The sequence below is a fragment of the Glutamicibacter sp. PAEs-4 genome (assembly GCF_051161755.1).
GTDB classification, from domain to species: Bacteria; Actinomycetota; Actinomycetes; order Actinomycetales; family Micrococcaceae; genus Glutamicibacter; species Glutamicibacter nicotianae.
Genome location: NZ_CP195017.1, coordinates 2,567,395 through 2,589,144 on the forward strand (window position 1 = coordinate 2,567,395; position 21,750 = coordinate 2,589,144).

20 protein-coding genes are annotated in these 21,750 nt (G+C 62.2%); 6 read left to right on the forward strand and 14 right to left on the reverse strand.

Annotated features, from left to right (window positions below):
- Positions 1 to 34: 34 nt before the first annotated feature.
- The 4 genes from ACR9WD_RS12170 to ACR9WD_RS12185 form a co-directional block, all read right to left on the reverse strand.
- Entirely contained in the window at positions 35 to 1,054 is a 1,020-nt protein-coding gene (locus tag ACR9WD_RS12170; protein ID WP_038991675.1) for a Ppx/GppA phosphatase family protein, read from the reverse strand.
- A 32-nt stretch (positions 1,055 to 1,086) separates the two neighbouring features.
- The gene (gene topA / locus ACR9WD_RS12175) at positions 1,087 to 3,876 is read right to left on the reverse strand and encodes a type I DNA topoisomerase (RefSeq protein WP_038991676.1); all 2,790 of its coding nucleotides are present in this window, start codon (positions 3,874 to 3,876) and stop codon (positions 1,087 to 1,089) included.
- Positions 3,877 to 4,025: 149 nt separating this feature from the next.
- Positions 4,026 to 4,703 carry an ArsR/SmtB family transcription factor gene (locus ACR9WD_RS12180; RefSeq protein WP_434922138.1) on the reverse strand — a complete coding sequence of 226 codons (678 nt, stop codon included), beginning with the start codon at positions 4,701 to 4,703 and terminating at the stop codon, positions 4,026 to 4,028.
- Positions 4,700 to 6,289: a DUF7059 domain-containing protein gene (locus tag ACR9WD_RS12185; RefSeq protein ID WP_190263847.1), complete on the reverse strand. Its 1,590-nt coding sequence runs from the start codon at positions 6,287 to 6,289 to the stop codon at positions 4,700 to 4,702. The genes ACR9WD_RS12180 and ACR9WD_RS12185 overlap by 4 nt, the downstream gene beginning before the upstream one ends.
- 73 nt (positions 6,290 to 6,362) lie before the next feature.
- Here ACR9WD_RS12185 and ACR9WD_RS12190 point away from each other — a divergent pair, with 73 nt between their 5' ends.
- Positions 6,363 to 6,941 (forward strand): GNAT family N-acetyltransferase, encoded by a 579-nt coding sequence (locus ACR9WD_RS12190; RefSeq protein ID WP_038991680.1) that lies wholly within the window; start codon positions 6,363 to 6,365, stop codon positions 6,939 to 6,941.
- Positions 6,942 to 6,992: 51 nt separating this feature from the next.
- On the opposite strand, the gene ACR9WD_RS12195 is transcribed toward ACR9WD_RS12190, so the two are convergent.
- Entirely contained in the window at positions 6,993 to 7,892 is a 900-nt protein-coding gene (locus ACR9WD_RS12195) for a rhodanese-related sulfurtransferase (RefSeq protein WP_038991681.1), read from the reverse strand.
- A 165-nt stretch (positions 7,893 to 8,057) separates the two neighbouring features.
- On the opposite strand from ACR9WD_RS12195, the gene ACR9WD_RS12200 reads away from it, so the two are divergent.
- Together ACR9WD_RS12200 and ACR9WD_RS12205 are read left to right on the forward strand one after the other, a co-directional pair.
- Positions 8,058 to 8,714, forward strand: a complete 657-nt coding sequence (locus ACR9WD_RS12200; protein WP_038991682.1) for a GNAT family N-acetyltransferase — start codon at positions 8,058 to 8,060, stop codon at positions 8,712 to 8,714.
- Between the two features lie 98 nt (positions 8,715 to 8,812).
- A complete protein-coding gene (locus tag ACR9WD_RS12205) occupies positions 8,813 to 11,143 on the forward strand; it encodes a DEAD/DEAH box helicase (protein ID WP_285673720.1) in 2,331 nt (776 codons plus the stop codon).
- Positions 11,144 to 11,157: 14 nt separating this feature from the next.
- Here ACR9WD_RS12205 and ACR9WD_RS12210 read toward each other — a convergent pair whose 3' ends face one another.
- The 7 genes from ACR9WD_RS12210 to ACR9WD_RS12240 all read right to left on the reverse strand — a co-directional run bounded on the left by ACR9WD_RS12210 (position 11,158) and on the right by ACR9WD_RS12240 (position 15,714).
- On the reverse strand, positions 11,158 to 11,553 hold the full coding sequence (locus tag ACR9WD_RS12210; RefSeq protein WP_038991687.1) for an Rv3654c family TadE-like protein: 396 nt from the start codon (positions 11,551 to 11,553) through the stop codon (positions 11,158 to 11,160).
- Positions 11,550 to 11,885, reverse strand: coding sequence for a TadE family type IV pilus minor pilin (locus ACR9WD_RS12215; RefSeq protein WP_052253803.1), 336 nt, complete (start codon positions 11,883 to 11,885; stop codon positions 11,550 to 11,552). The genes ACR9WD_RS12210 and ACR9WD_RS12215 overlap by 4 nt, the downstream gene beginning before the upstream one ends.
- 3 nt (positions 11,886 to 11,888) lie before the next feature.
- Positions 11,889 to 12,071, reverse strand: coding sequence for a DUF4244 domain-containing protein (locus tag ACR9WD_RS12220; RefSeq protein ID WP_038991688.1), 183 nt, complete (start codon positions 12,069 to 12,071; stop codon positions 11,889 to 11,891).
- A 126-nt stretch (positions 12,072 to 12,197) separates the two neighbouring features.
- Positions 12,198 to 12,728 (reverse strand): type II secretion system F family protein, encoded by a 531-nt coding sequence (locus tag ACR9WD_RS12225; protein ID WP_162989330.1) that lies wholly within the window; start codon positions 12,726 to 12,728, stop codon positions 12,198 to 12,200.
- 5 nt (positions 12,729 to 12,733) lie between these two features.
- Positions 12,734 to 13,408 (reverse strand): type II secretion system F family protein, encoded by a 675-nt coding sequence (locus ACR9WD_RS12230; RefSeq protein ID WP_073705835.1) that lies wholly within the window; start codon positions 13,406 to 13,408, stop codon positions 12,734 to 12,736.
- A gap of 3 nt (positions 13,409 to 13,411) precedes the next feature.
- A complete protein-coding gene (locus ACR9WD_RS12235) occupies positions 13,412 to 14,653 on the reverse strand; it encodes a TadA family conjugal transfer-associated ATPase (RefSeq protein ID WP_121867176.1) in 1,242 nt (413 codons plus the stop codon).
- A complete protein-coding gene (locus tag ACR9WD_RS12240; RefSeq protein ID WP_121867177.1) occupies positions 14,650 to 15,714 on the reverse strand; it encodes a hypothetical protein in 1,065 nt (354 codons plus the stop codon). Before ACR9WD_RS12240 ends, ACR9WD_RS12235 begins: the two co-directional genes overlap by 4 nt.
- 147 nt (positions 15,715 to 15,861) lie before the next feature.
- On the opposite strand from ACR9WD_RS12240, the gene ACR9WD_RS12245 reads away from it, so the two are divergent.
- The gene (locus ACR9WD_RS12245; protein WP_149597180.1) at positions 15,862 to 17,511 is read left to right on the forward strand and encodes a bifunctional 3'-5' exonuclease/DNA polymerase; all 1,650 of its coding nucleotides are present in this window, start codon (positions 15,862 to 15,864) and stop codon (positions 17,509 to 17,511) included.
- Positions 17,512 to 17,517: 6 nt separating this feature from the next.
- Here the strand turns inward: ACR9WD_RS12245 and ACR9WD_RS12250 are convergent, their stop codons facing one another.
- Positions 17,518 to 18,195 (reverse strand): NUDIX hydrolase, encoded by a 678-nt coding sequence (locus ACR9WD_RS12250; protein ID WP_121867179.1) that lies wholly within the window; start codon positions 18,193 to 18,195, stop codon positions 17,518 to 17,520.
- Positions 18,192 to 18,986 carry an endonuclease III gene (gene nth, locus ACR9WD_RS12255; protein WP_121867180.1) on the reverse strand — a complete coding sequence of 265 codons (795 nt, stop codon included), beginning with the start codon at positions 18,984 to 18,986 and terminating at the stop codon, positions 18,192 to 18,194. Before nth ends, ACR9WD_RS12250 begins: the two co-directional genes overlap by 4 nt.
- A gap of 203 nt (positions 18,987 to 19,189) precedes the next feature.
- On the opposite strand from nth, the gene acs reads away from it, so the two are divergent.
- Together acs and aroQ are read left to right on the forward strand one after the other, a co-directional pair.
- Complete coding sequence (gene acs, locus ACR9WD_RS12260) at positions 19,190 to 21,166, forward strand: acetate--CoA ligase (protein ID WP_434922139.1); 1,977 nt, start codon at positions 19,190 to 19,192, stop codon at positions 21,164 to 21,166.
- A 130-nt stretch (positions 21,167 to 21,296) separates the two neighbouring features.
- Positions 21,297 to 21,749: a type II 3-dehydroquinate dehydratase gene (aroQ, locus tag ACR9WD_RS12265; protein WP_038991696.1), complete on the forward strand. Its 453-nt coding sequence runs from the start codon at positions 21,297 to 21,299 to the stop codon at positions 21,747 to 21,749.
- The last annotated feature ends 1 nt before the right edge of the window (position 21,750 follow it).

A 21,750-nucleotide genomic window follows, 5' to 3' on the forward strand; every position in this document is an offset into this window, starting at 1 on the left:
TGCCCACTTTGCAGGCACCGTTTAGCCAAGAAGGTTAGCTGCTGGGTTTGGCGAGAAACTTGTACTTCTCGTTGTCCAGCGCTACTTCCCCAACTCCCACGCTACTACTGAGCGGTGTCGCAGAGTCAAACATCACGTGATCAAATCGTCTCAGCATCAAGCCTTCACGGATAGCCCAAGGGCAAATTCGCACAGATTTCAGCTTCAGGGCACTCATCGCCTCGTGGGCTACGATCGCGCCAGCGAGCAATTGCGGGGCGCGGATCTCTGAAACGCCGGGCAATTCTGCACGTTCTGCCCAGCTCATCGCCGTCAAGCGGTTGGTCCATAATTTCAGTGCATCCCGATGGAGCACACGCTTGACGTAAGGACCCTCCGTGCTCGGCGCGGCGCCGGTGATGCGCGCCAGGGAACGGAAAGTCTTGGAAGTCGCGGTGGCCAAGGTGGGCTTGCCGTACTGGCGCAGTTCAGTGGTCGGGTCGGCGAGGACATCGCGTACGTATGTACGCAGTTCCTTGACTTCCTTCATCGACGGCAGATCGTTGGGAAGCCATTCGCGGGTCAGCCTGCCGGCGCCCAGGGGCACGGAGAATGCGGTTTGGGGGAACTCGTCAACGCCCAGGGCCAGTTCCAGCGAGCCGCCGCCCATGTCCAGGTTCAAGATGGATTCAGATGACCAGCCGAACCAGCGGCGTACCGAGTAGAAGGTCATGCCGGCTTCTTCCTCGCCGGTCAGTTCCATCAGGCTCACGCCCGTCTCGGCTTCGACGCGTTCCAGCACGGCAGCGCCGTTGGAGGATTCGCGGATCGCGGAAGTGCAGAAAGCCATGAAGTCCTCGACCTGGTGGTTTTCTGCAAACTGCGCAGCTTCCTTGATGAAGGAGATCAGCTCGAGCTGGCCTTCCTCGGTGATGGCGCCATACTCATTGAGGTAGCGCACCAGGGACAGGGGTCGCTTGTGCGAGGCATAGGGAACCGGGCGTGCGCCCGGATATGCGTCGACGAGCAAGAGGTGAACGGTATTTGAACCGATATCCAATACACCGAGTCTCATGGTGCGCTCCTCGTTAGGCCTGGCAAGAAAGACTAGTCAGTCTTTTTTGCGGTGGTCTTCTTGGCCGTTGCCTTCTTCGCCGGGGCCTTCTTGGCTGCCGGCTTCTTGGCCGGCGCCTTCTTTGCCGTGCGCTTCACTGGTCCGCGGGCACGCTTGTCCGCAAGCAGTTCGATAGCCTGCTCGCGGGTCAGCTCCTCCAGCGAGGTGCCGCGCGGCACGGTGATGTTCGTGACGCCGTCGGTGATGTACGGGCCGAAGCGGCCGTCCTTGACCACGATGTTCTTCTCGCTGGTCGGGTCGACGCCGAACTCGGCCAATGGCGGCACCGCGGCACGCCGGCCGCGTTGCTTCGGCTGCGCGTAGATCGCCAGCGCCTCGTCCAGCGTGATCGTGAAGATCTGCTCTTCGCTCTCGATGGAGCGCGAATCGCTGCCCTTCTTCAGGTACGGGCCGAAGCGGCCGTTCTGCACCGTGATCTCTTCGCCTTCGGCATCAGCCCCCAGCACACGTGGCAGGCTCATCAGCTTCAGTGCCTCTTCCAAGGTCACCGATTCCACGGTCATGGACTTGAACAGCGACGCGGTGCGCGGCTTGACCTTGGTTGGCTTCTTCGGCGGCTTGGGCTTGCCATTCTTGTAGTACTCGACCGGCAGCGCCGCCAATTCCTCCGCGGTCGGTTCCGGAATGATCTCGGTGACGTAGGCGCCGTAGCGGCCATCCTTGGCCACGATCTTGCGACCGGTTTCCGGATCATTGCCCAGGTCCTTTTCCGAGACCTGCGAATTGGCGAAGAGCTCCTCGGCTTTTTCGGCAGTCAGCTCATCCGGGGCCAGGTCCTCAGGCACGTTGGCGCGCTGCGGCTCGGTCCCTTCCTCGGCACCTTCCGGGATGGCACGTTCCAGATACGGGCCGAACTTGCCCACACGCAAGGTGATGTCGTCGGTGACCTTGATCGAGTTGATCGCCCGGGCGTCGATATCGCCCAGGTTGTCGACCACATGCTTCAGGCCCTCGGTCTCGGCATCCGCGCCCTTGCCGAAGTAGAACAGGTTCAGCCAGTCGGTGCGGGCACGCTGGCCGTTGGCGATCTCATCGAGATCGTCTTCCAGCCGGGCGGTGAAATCGTAGTCCACGTACTTCGCGAAGTGCTCTTCGAGCAGGCGGATCACCGAGAACGCGATCCAGCTCGGCACCAGGGCGCCGCCGCGCTTGGTGACGTAGCCGCGGTCCATGATGGTCGAGATGGTTGGCGCGTAGGTCGACGGGCGGCCGATCTCGCGCTTTTCAAGCTCAGCCACGATGGAAGCTTCGGTGTAGCGGGCTGGCGGGGTGGTTTCGTGGCCTAGTGCGGTCAGCTCGTCGCCAGCCAGCTGCTGGCCCACGGCCAGCTGCGGCAGGCGCGCTTCGGCATTCTCTGCCGCGGCTTCTACAGCCTGCTCGTCCTTGCCCTCCTCATAGGCGGAAAGGAAACCGCGGAAGGTGATGACGGTGCCGGATGCCGAGAACTCTGCCACCCGCTGATCGCTGGCGGTGCCCTGCAGCTTGATGGTGGCGGTGAAGCCCTTGGCATCGGCCATCTGCGAGGCGACGGTGCGCTTCCAGATCAGCTCGTAGAGCGTGTATTCGTCCTTGGACAGCGAGGAGCGAACGTCCTTCGGGCGGCGGAACATGTCACCTGCCGGTCGGATCGCTTCGTGGGCTTCCTGGGCCGCATCATTCTTCGCCTTGTAGACGCGTGGTTTGGCTGGAACGGAATCGGCTCCGTACAGTTCGGTGGCCTGCTTGCGCGCGGCAGTCACTGCCTCGCCCGAGAGGAAGACCGAGTCGGTACGCATATAGGTGATGTAGCCGTTTTCATACAGGCGCTGGGCGATCTGCATGGTGATCTTTGAACTCCAGCGCAGCTTGCGGGATGCTTCCTGCTGCAGCGTGGAGGTGGTGAACGGCGCTGCCGGACGACGGGTGTACGGCTTGTCCTCGACAGAGGTCACCTCGAAGTCGGTCTTCGACAGGTTCGCCACCAGCGACTGGGCCGATTCCTGGTCAAGGTGAGCCAGCTTGTTGCGGGTGGCCTTCAACTGGCCGCGGTCATCGAAGTCGCGGCCGGAGGCGACACGGGCGCCGTCCACTGCCGACAGCTTTGCCGCAAAAGCTTCGCCGTCACTGGTAGCGAAGTTGCCCTTCACGTCCCAGTATCCGGCGGGGATGAAGGCCATGCGTTCGCGTTCGCGCTCAACGACCAGACGGGTTGCCACGGACTGCACACGGCCTGCTGACAGGCCGCGGGCCACCTTGCGCCAAAGCACCGGTGAAATTTCGTAACCGTAGAGGCGGTCCAGGACACGGCGGGTTTCCTGGGCGTCGACGAGGTCGGTATCCAGTTCGCGCATGTTCTCCAGGGCGCGGGCGATGCCTTCCTTGGTGATTTCGGTAAAGGCCAGGCGGCGTACCGGAACCTTTGGCTTCAGGACCTGCAGCAGGTGCCACGCGATGGCTTCGCCCTCGCGGTCCGCATCGGTTGCGAGGTAAAGTTCGTCAGCTTCCTTGAGCTTCGCCTTCAGTTCGGAAACGCGCTTCTTCTTGTCCGGGTAGACCATGTAGTACGGTTCGAAGTCGTTGTCCAGATCGACAGCGAACTTGCCTACGGAGGTTTTCTTCAGCTCGGTTGGCAGTTCCGAGGGCTGCGGAAGGTCGCGGATATGGCCCACAGAGGCATCCACGTCAAAGCCTTCGCCCAAATACTTGGCGATCGACTTCACCTTGGCAGGAGACTCCACGATTACGAGTTTCTTACCAGTCTTTTCCTTGGCCTTGGGGGGCACAGCACTCCTTTAGACAACACGGACCTTCGGCACCCATTCCCGGGCCTTGCTCGATCCGCCATCGCAGCTTCGTTCTTCATGCCTACTCTATAAGCACATTTCTCGATGATCTTACACCGAAGGATCTGCGCTCCCTGAGCCGGGCATGCTTATGATGTCGCCTCCCCCATGCTCTGGTATTCGGGAAGCAATGAGATTAAGTAGAACATACGCCGCGAATCAATACTGCGTTCCTCAGCTGTTGCCTGTGCCTCGTATTCGTACACGAGATCCAGCATCCGGCGGTTGAACTCGCGCTGCTTGGCCTCTGAGAGGAAGACCAAACCGCTGGTCAGCATCGGCGGGCGGTCAGGCTCCGGAGCGATTCCGGCCTTCGCTTCTGCCTCGCGGCGTTGGACTTCGGCATTAAGCCGCGTGCGGAATGCGTTCAACTGCACATTCAAGTACGCGGTCTTGGCGTTGGCCGAGTCGATCTGCGTGTTCAGTTCAAGCCGTTCACCGGCCGCACGCCAGCGGCGCTCGCGTGCATCACCCTCGCTGGCGGCACGAATAACGTATCCGTACTTCTCCAGAGCTCGAAGGTGATAGCTCATTGCGCTGGGGGTCAACGCGCACAGCGATGCAAGTTCCGTAGCGGTGCGGGTGGTCTGCGAAGCAAAGAGCTCATCCAAGACGATCAGTCGAGCGTCATGCGCCAACGCTCGAATCGCTTGGGGGTCAGTGATCGAGACAACTTGTGGAATTTTTGCCGCATCTTGCGTGGCGGCTCCACCTTGTTCCTCAATTGTGTTCCGTGTCATAGGGAAAAACTTTAGCGCTTGTTTCACATTTTCTGAAGCAGGCCATGTCGCAAGAGCCGCTTCACTGCTTCATAAAGCACGTCCGAGAAGTCTTCCTGCCCCTCGCCTATCAGCGATTCCAGCGCATTGACTAGTTGCGATACAGATAATTCACCATCGCAGGCGGAAACAAATCCTGCCTGCGCAGTATCAAGCAATTCAGTTCGGCGCAGGCCAGCACCCTGGCGCAGCAGGATCACGCCCGGGTGCTCTGCCCCCGGACGCTGGTGGCGCTCCTCGGTGACATCCTCAGGCACCAGCAGGAGCCAATCCTTGTATCCTTCGCCGGCCGCTGCCAGCTGGTCAGCCATCGCGATATCGCGTTGCAATGTCGGGGCCAGCGGCTGTTCCACCTGATGCGAGATCTGCTCGTAGCGTTGCAGGACTGGGCGGCTTGCAACCGGGCGGCGGAGGTACACCAAGCCGAAGCCGATGGCCCCCACGCCGCGGGACTCGAAGTCATCGAGGTACGCGTTGTAGGCGGAGACATACGAGCTGCTGTCTTCGGTCTGCGAAGAGTCGCGCAACCAGGTTTCCGCGTAGCCGCTTGGGGTCGTCTGTTCGCGCTCAATCACCCATACGTCCAGCTTGTCGCCGAACCACTGGCGCACCCGGGCATCCCATGCTTGGTTCGATTCATCGTCTAGAAGAGGAATCTCCCAGTTTGAAAGCATTTGCATGGAACCACCCGGCTCCAAGAATTCAGGGGCCTGCTCGATCAGGGTGCTCACCAAGGTGTCGCCAGCCATTCCCCCATCACGGTAGGTGAAACGGTCCTTGGCCCGCTCTGTGCTGCTTCGCGGGGTGATGACGAACGGCGGGTTGCTGGCGATCAAATTGAACGTGGATCCTGCCACCGGCTCGAACAGGCTTCCCTGGAGCAAGGTGACCCGAGAATCGAGGTTCTCTGGATCCAGTGCCAAGGCCTGGTGGTTGAGCATCAGGTTGAACCGGGTGAATCCCAGGGCTCGGGCCGACAGGTCCGTGGCGGTGACGTGTTCCGCATGCGAGAGCAGGTGGAAGAGCTGGATGCCGCAGCCGGTGCCCAAGTCCAGCGCGCGCTCGACCTTTTCGCGGATCGTGATCTGCGCCAGGGTCAGCGAAGCCTGGCCAATGCCAAGCACATGGTCGGTGCGCAGCACGCCGGGGCGCTGGTGTGCGCCCAAGTCGTGGGCCACCCACAATTCGCCATCGGCATCCGATGAATGCAGTGCCAAGGCGATCTTGGCACGGTAACCGCTGGCCCAGGACTCGACGAGCCCCAGCTTGAGCAGGCCGTCAGTCTTGAGCGTCGGGAAGGCGGCATTGATGGCAGCTTCTTCCTGGGTCTGGCCCAATTGGAAGAGGCGGACTACGCAAGCCAGAGGGGCATCCTCCCCGCGCCGATCCAGATTGCGCAATGCAGGGTGCAGCTGGTCGCGAGCAAATGCTGCGGCGGCTTCCTCGCCCAGCAGCCCCTCGACATTTTCATAGTTGTACCCGACAGCAGTCAGGTCTTTGGCCAGCGAATCGATGAGCAGTTGACTATGGCTCTGCGGAGCGTCATCAATGGAAGAAAATTCAGCAGCATTCACAACGCCAAGTCTACCGAGTAACGCAACCGGCGGGAGCTAGGCTAGTCAACTTGGCCCGACCTATGATGTGGGCATGACCCAAGTAACCGTGACCTATCTGCAACAGCTCAATCCTGCGGAGATCATCTCTTCGTCCAAATCCTTGCCCGAGGACGCCCGGATTGAACTGGCCGACGAGATCACCCCGGAATTTTCGCGGTTCCTTTACCAAAGCGTCGGCAGCGAGCTGAACTGGGCTGACCGCCTGGGTTCCACACGCGAGCAGTGGGACGAAGTGCTCCGACGTCCCGGCTCTGAAACGTGGGTGCTCTACCAGCAGGGTGCTCCCAAGGGATATGTAGAGCTCGTCACGGAAGTCGTGGAAGCCGGCAGCGAAGTCGAGATCTTCTACTTCGGGCTCTTTCCTGAAGCTACCGGTCGCGGCCTCGGCGGAGTGCTGCTCAGCGAAGCACTGCGGCAGGCTTGGGCCCTGGGCTCGCGCTGGACGCAGCTGCCTGCGGTCAGCCGGGTGTGGTTGCATACGTGTTCATTGGACGGGCCGGCGGCGCTGCCGAATTACCAAGCACGCGGGCTGAAGATTTACCGGACCGAGGTGGAACAGACCGAGGTCAAGGACGCCTCGACCGGCTTGTGGCCGGCGACGGCAATATAGGACTGCGGCCCGGACTTCGACAGTCCGGGCCGCAGTTGGTCCATGCGGTGATCAGGCGTCCACGGTGCTGCACTCTGGGCAGCGCCGCAGCTCTTCATCCTTCGCGCAGTCGTCGCAGAACAGGCGCAGATTGCGGCAGGCTGGGTTCGAGCAGTTCTCGAACTTGTTCGTCGGGCCCTGGCAGCCAACGCATTCACCGATAGTCACCGCGTCTTCGGTGAATTCTGTGTGCATGCGCTTGTCAAAAACGTACAGCGAACCTTCCCAGAGTCCTGCATCGCCGTACTTCTCGCCATAGCGGACAATGCCGCCCTGCATCTGGTACACCTCTTGGAAGCCGCGCTTGACCATCAAAGCAGAGAGCACCTCGCAGCGGATGCCGCCGGTGCAGTAGGTGACCACCGGCTGGTCCTTCAGGTGGTCGTACTTGCCCGAATCCAGTTCTGCAACGAAATCACGGGTGGTCTCCACGTCAGGAACGATCGCGTCCTTGAATTTGCCGATCTGCGCTTCGAAGGCGTTGCGGCCATCGAAGAAGTGCACCTTCTCGCCGGCCTTCTTCCTGCTGTCCACCAGTTCGTGCAGTTCTTCGGGGCGCAGGTGGGTGCCGCCACCTACCACGCCGTTCTCGTCGACTTCGAGTTCCCCAGGGGCGCCGAAGGTGACGATCTCGTCGCGAACCTTGACGGAGATACGCGGGAAGTCCTCAGCCGAGCCTTCAGACCACTTGATATCCATCTTCTTGAATGCGGGAAGTTCCCGGGTGGCCTTGACGTAGGCCTTGACTGCGGAGATCTCGCCACCCACGGTGCCGTTGATGCCGTCTTTGGAGATGATGATGCGTCCGCGCAGGCCCCAGCGCTCCAGCAGAGAGCGCTGCCAAAGGCGGATTGCCTCTGGATCTGGGAGCGGAGTAAAAGCGTAATACAGAACTATGCGATGAATGGCCACCCTACAATGTTAGTAGCTTCGGGCCGCGAAACGCCGAGGAAAAGAGCAATGTCACATTGATCTTCCCCGGGAATATCGGGCTCTCGGACAGTGCGATAGTTTCAAGTAGGCAACGATTAGTTCAATGTCAGCTAATTCCTAGGAAAGACAAGGTAGGGTCAAATTATGGCATCAAACGCAAGCGATGAACTGATTGGCACCTGGGTAGCAGGCTGGGCTGGGGCTCGTGGTTATGAAACTCGTAACGAAGGACGAGTCCACGCTGCGCTGCGCCACGACACCACAGAAGACTGGGAATACGTCATCTATGGCCCTTCCAAAGAGGAACTTGCAGCAGTCGCCGAAACTCTGGCGAAGCACCCAAACCGCCGCCTGACGGCATTCGACGACTCCGCCGAAAATCTGGTCGCAATGGCGACCGAAGTTGGCCTGCAGGTCACCGCCGACGACGAAGCGCTGATGGTCACTGAACTAGCCGTGCACGACGTCGAGGTCCCGCTGCCTGCAGACGGCTTCATTTTCCAGATCGAACGCGATGGCACGCATGCCTATGTGTCGCTGCATCCTGAAGACAACCAGGAAGTAGTTGCCGCCTCCGGCCACGTCTCGGCAGTCGACGGATATGCGATCTTCGACCGCATCATCACCGGCGCCGATTTCCGCCGCCAGGGCCTCGGCACCTTGATCATGCGTGCGCTGGCTTCGCTGGCCCAGGAACACGATGTTGATGAAGGCCTGCTGATCGCTTCCGTCGATGGCCAGCAGCTTTATGCTTCACTGGGCTGGACTTCGCTGGGCAAGGTTGTCATGTTCAAGGCCTAGCTCCTTCACAGTCGCTCTCATCGCCGTGCTTGACGTATCCGCGTCAAGCACGGCGATAGTCTTTAACTCCAGCAGTTCCCGGTCCGGAAGGCGTCCTCGTGAAGTCAGTGCGTTCTCTCTTAGATCCCTTCGACCGGACCAATGATCCAGACGCGGTGGTGCACCGCCGCACCAGGGCTGCCAAGGACGAGATCACCAGCCCATGGCCCCAGTGGCTCAGCGCCGAGCTCATCGAGATCTTCCAGGGCCTGGGCATCCAGCAGCCATGGCTGCACCAAGCCCAGGCGGCTAATCTCATCCACTCTGGCCATCACACCATCGTTTCCACCGGTACCGCTTCGGGCAAGTCCATGGCCTACCTGATGCCGAGCTTGGAACAATTGCTTAGAGCCAAGGACAGCGGGTTCAACGATGCCGATGCCGGAGCATCGGTGCTCTATATCTGCCCCACCAAAGCGCTGGCGGCCGACCAGCTGTCCGCAGTGGAATCCTTGAAGGTTCCCGGTGTCCGAGCCGCTCCCTACGATGGGGATACCGATCAGGCAACGCGTGCCTGGGTACGCCAGCATGCCAACTTCGTTTTCACCAATCCCGATATGCTTCATCGCGGCATCCTGCCCAACCATCCGGCTTGGTCCCGGTTCTTCAAGCGCCTTCGCTACATCATCATTGATGAGGCGCATTCCTACCGCGGAGTCTTCGGCGCGCATGTCGCCAACCTGATGCGCCGATTGCGACGCGTTTGCGCCCATTACGGCAATTACCCGGTGTTCATCGGTGCGTCCGCTACGAGCTCAGACCCGGAAGAATCCTTCGGTCGCCTCATCGGAGCACCAGCGCAAGCGGTAACCAATGATTTCTCTGCCAGCGGCGAACTGGTGATGGCTTTGTGGGAACCTCCGATGAGCGAGCACAGAGGTGAAAACGGTGCGCCAGTACGTCGCACCGCCGTTGCCGAAAGCGCCTCGATCCTCACCGACCTGATGGCCGACCATGTTCGAACCATTGTCTTCATCAAGTCTCGCCGGGGCGCTGAAACCATCGCAACGCTCACTCGCAAGCATCTGGAAAAATTTGCTCCAGAACTATCCGTCCGGCTTGCGGCCTACCGCTCGGGCTACCTGCCCAATGAGCGCCGAGCGGTGGAGGAGCAATTGCGCAGCGGCGAGCTGCTGGGCGTCACCTCGACCTCGGCGCTGGAATTGGGCATCGACATTGCTGGTCTGGACGCCGTTGTGGTGGCTGGCTGGCCGGGTACCCGCGCGTCGTTCTTCCAGCAAATCGGCCGTGCCGGACGTTCCGGCCAGGATGCGCTCGCGATCTTTGTCGCGGCCGAAGATCCGTTGGATACCTACCTGGCGCATCACCCCGAAGCCATCTTCGATTTGGGAGTTGAAGCAACGGTCTTTGATCCGCAAAACAAGTATGTGCTCAGCGGCCATCTCTGCGCGGCCGCGCAAGAATCTCCCCTGCGCCCTGAAGAGCTCGAACTTTTCGGTCCACAGACCGAGCAGCTTCTGGATTCGCTGGTGCAACGCGGATACTTGCGCCGACGCCCTGCCGGATGGTTTTGGACACATCCGCAGCATGCGTCGGCGATGTTCTCCATCCGCGCCGATGGCGGTGGACCAGTTGACATCATCGATGCGGAAACCGGCGCCTTGCTCGGCACCATGGATTCCCCGCAAACGCATTATCAGGCGCATCCAGGAGCCATCTATGTCCACCAGGGTGCGAGCTACCATGTGGAAGAACTTGACGAGCAGAACCACGTGGTGATCGTGACCCGGGTCAATCCCGACTATTACACCACAGCACGCGATCTCACCACGGTCGCCATCGAATCCGAGGAACGCGAGCGCAACCATCGGGACCTGACGATTCATTTCGGCGAAGTGACGGTGACCACCCAGGTCGTTTCCTTCCAGCGCAAGTCGGTGGCTTCCAACGAGGTGCTCTCAGAAGAGCCCCTGGAACTTGAAGCCAGGGATCTGAACACCAAGTCCGTTTGGTTCACGCTGACCGAGCAGCGGCTATTGCGAGCTGGCTTGGCGGTTGACCAATTCCCCGGAGCCTTGCATGCAGCTGAGCATGCCATGATCGGCTTGCTGCCCCTTGTTGCCACGAGCGACCGTTGGGATATTGGCGGAGTATCCACCGCGCTGCATATGGATACCGGGCATCCGACAATTTTCGTCTACGACGCCCAGCCCGGTGGTGCAGGGTTTGCCGAGCGCGGTTTCGAGCGCTTCACCGATTGGGTCAGGGCCACCCGAGATGCCATCCAGGCTTGCGAATGCCAGCACGGGTGCCCCAGCTGCGTGCAATCCCCCAAGTGCGGAAACCGCAATAATCCGTTGGACAAGGCTGGCGCCATCTTGCTGTTGACCGCCGTGCTCGATGACGTGGAACCAGCCCACCACCGCTGAACCCATGTGCCTGCTCAGGGCATCGGAGCATCCAGCGGTGGCGCTCCGGCCCGCGCCCGGGCTTCGGCCTGATACAGTTCCACGCCCATGGCACGGAATCCGACAGGAACATAGGTTGCTACACGCACCGACTCGCCACCGGGTTCCACCGTGCATGATGCCAACTGCGCACCGTTGGATTGCGCAAGCTGCGCAGCTACGGTGCAGGGTTCGCCGGGACGCAGCCCACGGGCCGTATCTGCGGCAGCCAGCGCCGACATATCTGCAGCGCTGGCTGCCTGCATCGCAGCTCGTGTTGCTGCAACCCATGCCAGGACCGCTCCAGCGATAAGCAGCGCAACAACGACGAGCGCCGTCGCCATGACCGTCCCGCTGCCCTGTTCGTTTCGGAGGCGTTGCAGCTTGCTCATTCGACTGCCACGCTGGCTTGTCCGTGGACCTGCAGGCTGCCGACAATTGGAAGCCGCACGGTTTTGCTAACGTGCACTTGCGAGTAGCCGCTGGATGTTGACAGCGAGAATCGGGCTTGGTTTCCTGCTAGCCGAACCCCGCTGGCGCGAGCGGTGGCATCATCCTCGCCGCGGGCCAATTCCCTGGCCATGGCCCCGGCCGCCTGCTGAACTTGAATCTGTTGGATCCCAACGACACCAAAGCACAGAGCCAAGGACAGCATGATCGCAACTGCTGGCAGCAGCACCGCAAATTCTGCGGTGCTGCTGCCAGATTCATCACTGAATCTCATGGCCTACAGCGACAATGCTTTAGTGATCAGGCCCATCAGCATGCCGCGTACGTCGCCGCTGGACAGGATGCTGATCAGCAGGCCCGCAAAGGCTACGGCAGCCAGGGTGACCATAGCGAATTCGGCTGTGGTGGATCCCTGCTCTTCCTGGAGCAGATCCCTGATTTCACGGAACCGTCGGTTCATTGTGTTTTCCTTTCTGGATACCTGTCCCCGGCGCCGATGCCGGGGACCTTGTGCTACTACCTTCGGCGAGCGCAGACGGCGCAGAGATCGGTTTCTTGCGAGCTGGGCATAACCTTCGACCGGGATTTACTGGAAACTTGGGAACAGCGCGATGATCAGTGGAACGACGCCCAGGGCGATGAAGGCCGGCAATGCGCAGGCCCCCAGGGGAAGCACAAGGCGGGTACCGAATTGCGCGCCGAGGCGTGCAACTTTCTGCGTATGCTCACGGCGTTGCAGAATCGCAGTATTGCGCAGCAGGTTGGCTGCCGGAGCGCCCGTCCTGTGCGCAAAGTGCAGGGCCTTCCTCAGCGGCGCGAGCCAGGCAGGCACGGCTTCCCAGGCTTTGTCCCACGCCATGTTCATTTCCAGGCAGCGCGCGACGCTGCGCAGGACCGCGCACTGTTCAATGCTGTTTCCGAGCAGATCCAAGATCTCGGTGATGGGCATTCCCGAATCCAGCAGACTGGCGCTGAGGTCCAGGACCAGCTCGATTGGCTTGTCGTTGTCTTGCCGTCTGTTCCAAAGCCATTGGGCTGCTTTGCCTTCGCCGCTTGTTCGCGCAGTGGACGGCCCTAGTGCCAATGCGATGGCGAGGGCGCCAAAGAGCAGAATCAAGAGGATCATGACAATGCCTGGCTAGAGGTTGCCTGCATGAGCAGCTGGCACCAAATCCGATTGGCGATCCAGAGCATTGCCCCAATGAGCACGCTGAGTTGCGCCGCCCATGATTGCGCTATCGTGCCCAGCACGTCAATGCCCAGAAGCAGGCCGAATCCAAACCCCACCAGCGGCAGCCAGGTCAGCAATTTGGTGGTTGCTTTCGGTCCTGCCATGGCCGCGTCAAATGCCCGTTGGGCTACCAGTGCGCTTTCGAGGTCTTCGGCAAGCCGTTCCAAGACGTCGGCAAGACTGGCCCCGCTGCGTTCGGAGAGTTCCAGGCACCAGTGCAGCCGTTGCACCGCCGGCACCTGCCCCTGTGCTGCATCTGGTCCGGGTACGCTGTTGCTGAGCCGATGCGTTGCTTGGAGATCCTTGAGCGCACAGATGATGTCCCCGGTGTCATCTTCAGCTTCAAGCAACGCATCAACAGCTGGATGGAACCCCAGTCCGCTTCGGAGCAGCGCCGATAATTCACGGATGATGCGTGCGTCGGTGCTCAGCAGCTGCTCTCCTGCCTGGTGGCGCTCTGCCCCGCGGTTCCACCGTCTGCGCGATGAGCCCGGGGCCCTTTTGCTGGCCGGGTGCGCGGGAATCCAGAGCCATAAGGCCAACGCGCCCAAGATGAGGATCAGCATGGTTCAATGCTCCTTGTTGCTTTCGTTACCCAGCGCCGTGACGACGGTGCGTGCGAGTGCTTGGCCGAACCTGTCCGCCAAGAAGCGTCGGCCATATTCGGCAAGCGGTTCGGCACCCTCCAGATCGATCAGGTGCCTCATCTGCATCTGGCCGTCGCTACCGGTCTCCAAGCTGCCCAGTGCCACCGGTCCACGTTGCCCATGGCTGCCCCTGTTCATGTGAATGACGAGATCCAGTGCGCTGGAGGCCTGCAACGCGGTTGCCTGCACACTCCATCCGGCGAGCGCACCCAACGCCGCCAAGCGTGCCGGAACCGACTGCGGGTTGTTGGCGTGCATGGTGCCCGCGGCTCCTTGATGCCCGGTGTTCATCGCCGCCAGGAAATCGCGTATCTCCGACCCGCGGCATTCGCCAACGACCAAGCGGTCGGGACGCATGCGCAGGGCCTGGACAACCAGATCCTTCAGTTCCACTTGGCCGGCGGATTCGACGTTGGCCGAACGGGTTTGCAAGGACACGACATGCGGGTGCGGCACCTGCAGCTCCTTCGAGTCCTCGACGATGACCAAACGGTGCTGCGGGTTGGTCTCGGCCAGCATGGCTTGCAGCAGGGTTGTTTTTCCGCTGCCTGTACCGCCGGTAATCAGGAAGTTCATCTGGCGCTGGACAATGGCTTGGAGCAGCGGCAGCCAAAAGCCCTTGGATCCTTCCAGAACCGCGCCCAGTTCAAGCTGGGCACTGCGCTTGACTCGAATCGAGATCAACGGACCGTCCGTGGCAATTGGCGGCAGCACGGCGTGGACCCGGTAGTTCTTCAAGCTCATGTCCATGAATGGGCTCGCTGAATCCAGCCGTCGTCCAGCGAGGGTCGCCAGATGCACGGCCAGCGTCCGCACCTGTTCCGGGGAGGAAAACCGGAATTCAGTGGGTTCCAGTCCGGCCGGAGAATCGGTCCAGACCCTCCCCTGACCGTCCACTAGGACATCGGTGACTTCGGGCCGCTGGGCGAAAGGCTCAAGGACAGACAATCCTGCCACTTCGTGCTGCAGCGATTCCAATGACTGGGCGGCGCCCTGCGATCCCAGGGCCACGCCCGAGTCGTGGACGGCTCCAGCCAAGGCAATCGCGTCGAGCTGCCCGCCGGTGAGCAGTGCCCGTTCACGCACTGATTCGAGAATCTTGGCATCGAGCACGGGCCCGCCCATTGCTGGGCTGGCATTGTGGCTGTGCCGTCCCGGGCTCATGGGTGCTGCTCCTTCACCTGCGGAATCAGGCACAGGTTGGACAGATGCTGGCGCAGTGCCCGGGATTTGAAACTGTCGAAGAGCTGGCCGCGCTCCAGGGCCTTGCTGATCCGCGAAAGGACAGGGACGGCACCAAGTATCTCCGGAAAGCCTTGAGGGGTGCAGCGCAGTTTCTGCTCCCCGCACAGCACCACTTCCCCTGAAGCCGGCAAGGTCATGGAACTGGCGGTGGCGATATTCCGGTCGATGAACTGGTTCATCGCCAGCCGTTGCGGATGCGGTGCGCGGCCGGCATCCACCACCACGAGGTCGAACCCTTGCCGGGCCGCAGCCAGCAACCGAATCACCAGCTGGTCTTCCAGCTCCTGCGTTCGGTTGGCGCGGGACCAGGTCAGGATGGCTGTATCGCGCAGTTTCGGCAAAGTTTCGGCCAGTTGATGGGCCGCCAGCGCACCGCCGGATTGCTGTAATTCCTCCCAGCCGATTCCGATAGGCGGCTGCGCGCACACCAGCGGCCACGCTCCTTGGGAATGCGGATCCAAATCAATCATGGCGCTGCGCAGTCCGCTGAGTGTTCCAGCGTGCGCCAGCAGCAGGGAGAGGGTTGTCGTCCCCAACCCTCCGGCCGTGGAATTCAGCGCCAGCGTGTGCCCATGCCCTGCCCGCATGGCCCAAAGGCCGAGGTATTCGCCCAGCCATTGGCTTGCCGACGGCAGAACCGCCACCCGCGCCTTGGGAATCCTGCTGGCCAGAGACCAGATGAGGGCCTCGCTATCCTCCAAGCCGACCAGCACATCTACCGGCCGGCCCGGGTTTTCGGCCAGGGCTGCCATGTCGCTGCCCCACAGCACCGGCCCCGAACCATCGCCGGGCAACAACTGCGGGTCTGCGCATTGGTTGATTCGCACAGCCGCGCCGACCGCGATCACCGCGCATCGCTCGATAATCCGCGTGTCGTTGCTCACGATGGTGCAGATCGGTTCATCATCCGCAGTGCGTTCACCAGCCGCTGGCGCGCTGGTTCCCTTCTGCGGCAACTGCTCGAAATCCGATTCTGTCATCACAAATCGTTGTGCATTCTTCAGCGGCTTAGCCGATGGGGATTCTGATAGCCATTTCATGCATCGAGCGTGGCATCCATCCATTCATCTGCGTGCAGCCAGCCAACCGGCTGGGGATATCGTCCACTGGCACGGCACAATAGATCCATGAGTGCCATCGCCTTCCTTGCCGCCGACCCGGATGGCTATGCCCTCATTGACCTTCGCGACCAGCACACTGGCAACTCGCTGCAACCGGTTTCCTCGGTATCCCGCGAAGAGCTGGCTGGCTTTGTCGCCGAAACCGAAGCACGGCATTCGCCCCGCTGGGCCATGCTCCGCACCACCCCGTGGATGCAGCCGCTGGCGGCAGCCGGGGTTTTCCTGGCTAAGGCCTACATTCTCTCCTTGGCGCAGCGCATCCTGCACCGCTCCCCGCTGAGCGCGAAGGCGCTCGATGATTTCAACCTTGAACCGCCACCCCAGGGCAGGGAATGGGCCAACCAGGATGCGCTCTTCTCCGCGCCTGTCACCGGCGAGTCGCTGCCTGAGCTGATCGCCATGTACCTGGCCCAACGCGACGCACTGCCGCAAGAACCCGATGCCCGCCGTCGACTGGAATTATTGATCCATGCCGAATCGGTGGGCGCCGTGATTGCCTGCGAGATGGAAGCGGCCGGCTTGCCGTGGGATGAACCCGGGCACCGCGCCCTGCTGCGCGAGCAATTGGGCGAGCGCGTCTCCGAATACGGACGGCCTCCCAAGCTGGCTGCCAAGGCCCAGCAGCTGGCTGAGGCGTTGGGCAGTCCCGGGCTCAATCCCGATTCGCCGCAAGAACTGCTGCGCGCCCTGCACAAGGCCGGCTTCGCAGTGGGTTCGGTGCGGGCATGGGAACTTGAGCAGATCAAGCATCCGCTGATTACCGAGGTCCTCGAATACAAGAAGCTCTCACGCCTTGCCAGCACCCACGGCGATGCCTGGCTGGATCAATGGGTGGAAAATGGCAGGTTCCATCCGCACTACGTGCTGGGAACCGTCATTTCAGGACGCTGGGCGGCATCAGGCGGCGGTGCGCTCCAATTGCCGCATTCCATCCGGCAGGTTGTTCGCGCCCCGGCGGGGTCGACCTTTGTGGTGGCCGACGGCAGGCAGCTGGAACCGCGCATCCTGGCGGCAATTTCCCATGACCAGCAGCTGCAAAAGGCTGGCCAGCAAGACGACCTGTACCAGTGGCTGCTGGATGCCAAGCTTGTCGCCTCGCGCGATGAAGCCAAACTGGGCATGCTCTCGGTCATCTATGGCGGAGGTGGCGGTGCTTCGGGCAGCGTCGGCGCGGCGCTGACCCGCGGCTTTCCCACTGCCATGCGTTTTGTCGAACAGGCGGCGCAGGCTGGCGAACAGGGTGGAGGCGTGCGCAGTTTCCTTGGCCGCGGCTGCCCTCCCGCAGATGAGCAGTGGCTGCAAGCGCAGCGGGCCACCAGCGATGAGGCATCGCAGCGGGCCGCTGACTCCGCGGCGCGGGCCCGTGGCCGGTTCACCAGGAATTTTGTCGTGCAGGCTACCGCGGCCGAGTGGGCCTTGGTGTGGATGGGCCACGCGCGGCACCTGATCCATCAGGCTGGGTGGAGCCGCAGCTGCCGCCAGGTGTTCTTCGTCCATGACGAAATTGTCTTCGAATGCCCCACCGAATTGGCTGGGCAGCTGCGGGAGCTGATCCGCCACGCGGCGATGCTGGCCGGACGCTCGCTGTTCGGCCAGGCCTCGCCGCGTTTCCCGGTCAGTGTTGCGATTTCAGGGAATTACGCGGACGCGAAATAGCGGGCCTCAGGCCATGCGCAGTTCGCGCCGATTATCCCACGGACGGGTCCACCCCAGCTCGTTGAACAGACGGTCCAGCACGATCGCGGTGAAGCCCCAGATGATCCGGTCTTCGAAATCGAAGGCCGGGGACTTGAATTTCCGCGTGCCGCGATGCACAACGCCAGTCAAGCGGTTCCTCGGATCCAGCAGGTGCGCCACCGGGGCGCGGAATACCCCAGCGCTTTCTTCCGGGTCCGCCGGATACACCTCGGATTCGGTATGCCACCACCCGAGCACCGGGGTGACCAGGAAGTTCGACACCGGCAGCTCGGTTTCCCCCAAGGTACCCAGCACTTCGATGCCGGCGGTATCCACGCCGGTTTCTTCCCATGCCTCGCGCAGAGCGGCGCTGGCAACGCTCGGATCTTCCTGGTCGATGCCGCCGCCGGGGAAAGCGATCTGCCCGGCATGCTTGCGCAGGGTCGCTGCCCGCTCCACGAACAACAGGTCCAGGTCGTCCATCTGGGACTGCGGTTCCAGCGCCGCCTCGCCGGCCGCGCCGAACAGGATCAGCACCGCGGCCCGGCGCGCGGCTCCGAGCTCCATCTCGTTCATCACCCATTCGTTGGGCAGCCGCTGCGTTGCCCCGACCTGCGCCGTATGGCGGGCGATGACTTGTTCCAATTCCAAGCGTGCGCTCATGCGTCCAATCCGTATCCTTCAGCCCTCAGCTCGCGGCGAGTTGCTCCGGCGATCATTTTCGCCAGCAGCTCTTCCCGTCCTGGTGCAAGCTCATACTTGAGCAACGCTTTCGCCTTGGCCGGTATTTCCTCGCCGATGCCGAAGGACGGGCACAGCTTGGCGATGACGCAGGCTCCGCAGGCGGGCTTGCGGGCGTGGCAGACGCGCCGGCCATGGAAAACCACCCGGTGGCTGAGCATCGTCCAGTCGCATTTCTCGAATAATTCCCCCACCGCGTGCTCGACCTTCACCGGGTCGGTTTCAGCGGTCCAGCCCAGGCGGTTGGCCAGCCGCCCGAAATGGGTGTCCACGGTGATTCCGGGAACGCCAAAGGCATTGCCCAACACGACGTTGGCGGTTTTGCGTCCCACTCCGGGAAGCTTCACCAGCTCGTCGAGCTTGGCTGGCACGTCGCCGTCGAAGCGTTCCACCAGCGCAGCGGATAGCCCGAGCAGGGAATCGGCCTTGGCGCGGAAGAAGCCGGTGGGGCGGATCAGCTGCTCAAGCTCGGCACGCTCGGCTTGGCTCATTGCGAGGGCGTCGGGGAAACGGGCGAAGAGCGCTGGGGTTATGGCATTGACCCGCACATCGGTGGTCTGCGCCGAGAGCACGGTGGCTACCAGCAGTTCGAAGGGATTCTCGAAGTCCAGCTCGGGCACCGCGTAGGGATAGGCCTGTGCCAGTTCCCGGTTGATCTTGCGAGCCCGGCGCTTCAGCCCCAGCTCGGTTTCATTCTCAAGTTTCTTCGCCACGCTTTAGATCGTGTCATGAGCGCGCAGGGTTTTCACCCCGGGACACTGCCCCGGCATGCTGTTCATCGCGTTCAATCCACCGTTTGGCGCACAGATTACCCGATTTCCGCTATCGCAGTGACACAAAGCACATCTTCATCCTCAGAGGCTGTAACTTTGATCACAGAGAAACATTCGTGACTACGTGGAAGGACGCGAACACAGTGAGTGATTCGAAAACCCTGGACAATCTGTCGACCGAGACCCGCTCCTTTGCCCCAAGCAAGGACTTCAGTGATCAAGCCATCGCCACCCAGGCCCGTTACGACGCAGCCAAGGAAGACCGCTTGGGCTACTGGGCGGACCAGGCCCGCCAGGTACTGGCCTGGGACACCGATTTCACCGAAACCCTCGACTGGTCTGAAGCGCCGGTTGCCAAGTGGTTTGTCGGCGGCAAGCTCAACGCGGCCTATAACGCACTGGACCGCCATGTGGAGAACGGCCGGGGCGACCGCGTGGCCATCTACTTCGAAGGCGAGCCGGGCGATACCCGCAGCTACACCTATGCGCAACTGGCCGAGGAGGTCAAGAAGGCCGCCAACGCCTTCGAGTCCCTGGGCGTGGCCAAGGGCGACCGCGTGGCCGTCTACCTTCCGATGATCCCCGAAGCGGTGATCACCATGCTGGCCTGCGCCCGCATCGGCGCCATCCACTCGGTGGTCTTCGGCGGCTTCTCCGCCGACGCGCTGCGCAGCCGCATCGATGATGCCGACGCCAAGCTCGTGGTCACCGCCGATGGCACCTGGCGCCGCGGCAAGCCGAGCCCGCTGAAGCCTGCAGTGGATGCCGCCCTGGAAGCACCGGGGCACACCGTGGAAAACGTGCTGGTGGTCAAGCGCAACGGCGAACCTACCGAATTCGGCGCGCTGGACAAGTGGTGGGATGACGTGGTCGGCAACGCCGCCACTGAGCACACCGCGGTGGCCCACGACTCCGAGCACCCGCTGTTCGTGCTCTACACCTCCGGCACCACCGGCAAGCCCAAGGGCATCGTGCATACCACCGGCGGCTTCCTCACGCAGACCGCGGTCACCCACCGCGACACCTTCGATTTGCACCCGGAAACCGATGTCTTCTGGTGCACCGCAGACATCGGCTGGGTCACCGGCCACTCCTACGTCACCTACGCGCCGCTGGTCAACGGCGCCACCCAAGTGATCTACGAAGGCACCCCGGACACCCCGCACCAGGGCCGCTGGTGGGAGATCGTGGAGAAGTACGGCGTCACCATCCTGTACACCGCGCCGACCGCCATCCGCACCTTCATGAAGTGGGGCCGGGAGATCCCGGACGGCTATGACCTGTCGAGCTTGCGCGTGCTCGGTTCGGTGGGCGAACCGATCAACCCGGAAGCCTGGATGTGGTATCGCGATGTCATCGGCTCCAACAATGGCAAGAACGGCGAGAAGAAGGAGCATCCGGCCCCGATCGTGGACACCTGGTGGCAGACCGAAACCGGTGCGCACATGATCGCGCCGCTGCCGGGCGTCACCGCCACCAAGCCGGGTTCTGCCCAGGTGGCTGTGCCGGGCATCGCCATTGACGTGGTGGACCAGGCCGGCGAATCCGTGGCCGACGGCGAAGGCGGCTTCCTGGTAATCCGTGAACCATGGCCGGCCATGCTGCGCGGCATCTGGGGCGACATGGAACGCTACAAGGACACCTACTGGTCCCGCTTCGAGAACATGTACTTCGCCGGCGACGGCGCGAAGAAGGATGACGACGGCGACATCTGGTTGCTGGGCCGCGTGGATGATGTGATGAACGTGTCCGGCCACCGCCTGTCCACCACCGAGATCGAGTCTTCGCTGGTCGCCCACCCGTACGTGGCCGAAGCCGCGGTGGTCGGCGCGAAGGACGAGACCACCGGCGAGGCAGTCGTAGCGTTCGTGATCCTGCAGACCGAGCCTGCAGAGGGCGAGGATGTCGTGGCGACCCTGCGCAACCACGTGGGCAAGGACATCGGTCCGATCGCCAAGCCGAAGCATGTGCTGGTGGTTCCCGAGCTGCCCAAGACCCGCTCGGGCAAGATCATGCGCCGCCTGCTCAAGGACGTGGCCGAAGGCCGCGAGGTCGGCGATGCCACCACGCTCTCGGATTCGACGGTCATGAGCCAGATCGCGCAGTCCATGGGCAAGTAGCCCCTGCACGCACTGCCGAAAGAAGCCGCCGTTCTGCCGCACCGCTGGTGCGGCAGAACGGCGGCTTCTTGTATTACGGAGCCAGCGCAACGACGCTGGATTATGCCTGCCGTGTAATAGATTTGGGTTCATGACTGAGAACGCATCGAACACCATCTTGCTGCTCAACGGCCCCAATCTGAATCTGCTGGGCACTCGGGAGCCGGAAATCTATGGCCACGACACGCTGGCCGATGTCGAGCAGCTGGCCCGTGACACCGCCGCCGCCTACGGGCTCGAGGTGCGTGCGGTGCAGTCCAACCACGAGGGCGTGCTCATCGACGCGATCCACGAGGCCCGCACGACCGCGGCCGGCATCATCATGAATCCTGGCGCCTTCACCCATACTTCGGTAGCGCTGGCCGATGCGATCAGCGGCGTTCAGCTGCCGGCCATCGAGGTGCACATCTCCAATGTGCACAAGCGCGAGGCCTTCCGCCACCATTCCTATATCTCGCCGGTAGCCAGCTCGATCATCATCGGTGCGGGCGTGCATGGCTACAAGCTTGCGGTGCAGCAGCTCGCGCATTTACTCGGCAAGTAGC

Excerpts from the sequence above, each read along its gene's own strand:
- ACR9WD_RS12215 (WP_052253803.1), bottom strand. The coding sequence starts at position 11,885 with ATGAGATTCAGTGATGAATCTGGCAGCAGCACCGCAGAATTTGCGGTG.
- ACR9WD_RS12190 (WP_038991680.1), top strand. The coding sequence starts at position 6,363 with ATGACCCAAGTAACCGTGACCTATCTGCAACAGCTCAATCCTGCGGAG.
- ACR9WD_RS12210 (WP_038991687.1), bottom strand. The coding sequence starts at position 11,553 with ATGAGCAAGCTGCAACGCCTCCGAAACGAACAGGGCAGCGGGACGGTC.
- ACR9WD_RS12220 (WP_038991688.1), bottom strand. The coding sequence starts at position 12,071 with ATGAACCGACGGTTCCGTGAAATCAGGGATCTGCTCCAGGAAGAGCAG.
- ACR9WD_RS12240 (WP_121867177.1), bottom strand. The coding sequence starts at position 15,714 with ATGACAGAATCGGATTTCGAGCAGTTGCCGCAGAAGGGAACCAGCGCG.
- aroQ (WP_038991696.1), top strand. The coding sequence starts at position 21,297 with ATGACTGAGAACGCATCGAACACCATCTTGCTGCTCAACGGCCCCAAT.
- ACR9WD_RS12200 (WP_038991682.1), top strand. The coding sequence starts at position 8,058 with ATGGCATCAAACGCAAGCGATGAACTGATTGGCACCTGGGTAGCAGGC.
- ACR9WD_RS12170 (WP_038991675.1), bottom strand. The coding sequence starts at position 1,054 with ATGAGACTCGGTGTATTGGATATCGGTTCAAATACCGTTCACCTCTTG.
- ACR9WD_RS12245 (WP_149597180.1), top strand. The coding sequence starts at position 15,862 with ATGAGTGCCATCGCCTTCCTTGCCGCCGACCCGGATGGCTATGCCCTC.
- ACR9WD_RS12230 (WP_073705835.1), bottom strand. The coding sequence starts at position 13,408 with ATGCTGATCCTCATCTTGGGCGCGTTGGCCTTATGGCTCTGGATTCCC.
- ACR9WD_RS12235 (WP_121867176.1), bottom strand. The coding sequence starts at position 14,653 with ATGAGCCCGGGACGGCACAGCCACAATGCCAGCCCAGCAATGGGCGGG.
- ACR9WD_RS12250 (WP_121867179.1), bottom strand. The coding sequence starts at position 18,195 with ATGAGCGCACGCTTGGAATTGGAACAAGTCATCGCCCGCCATACGGCG.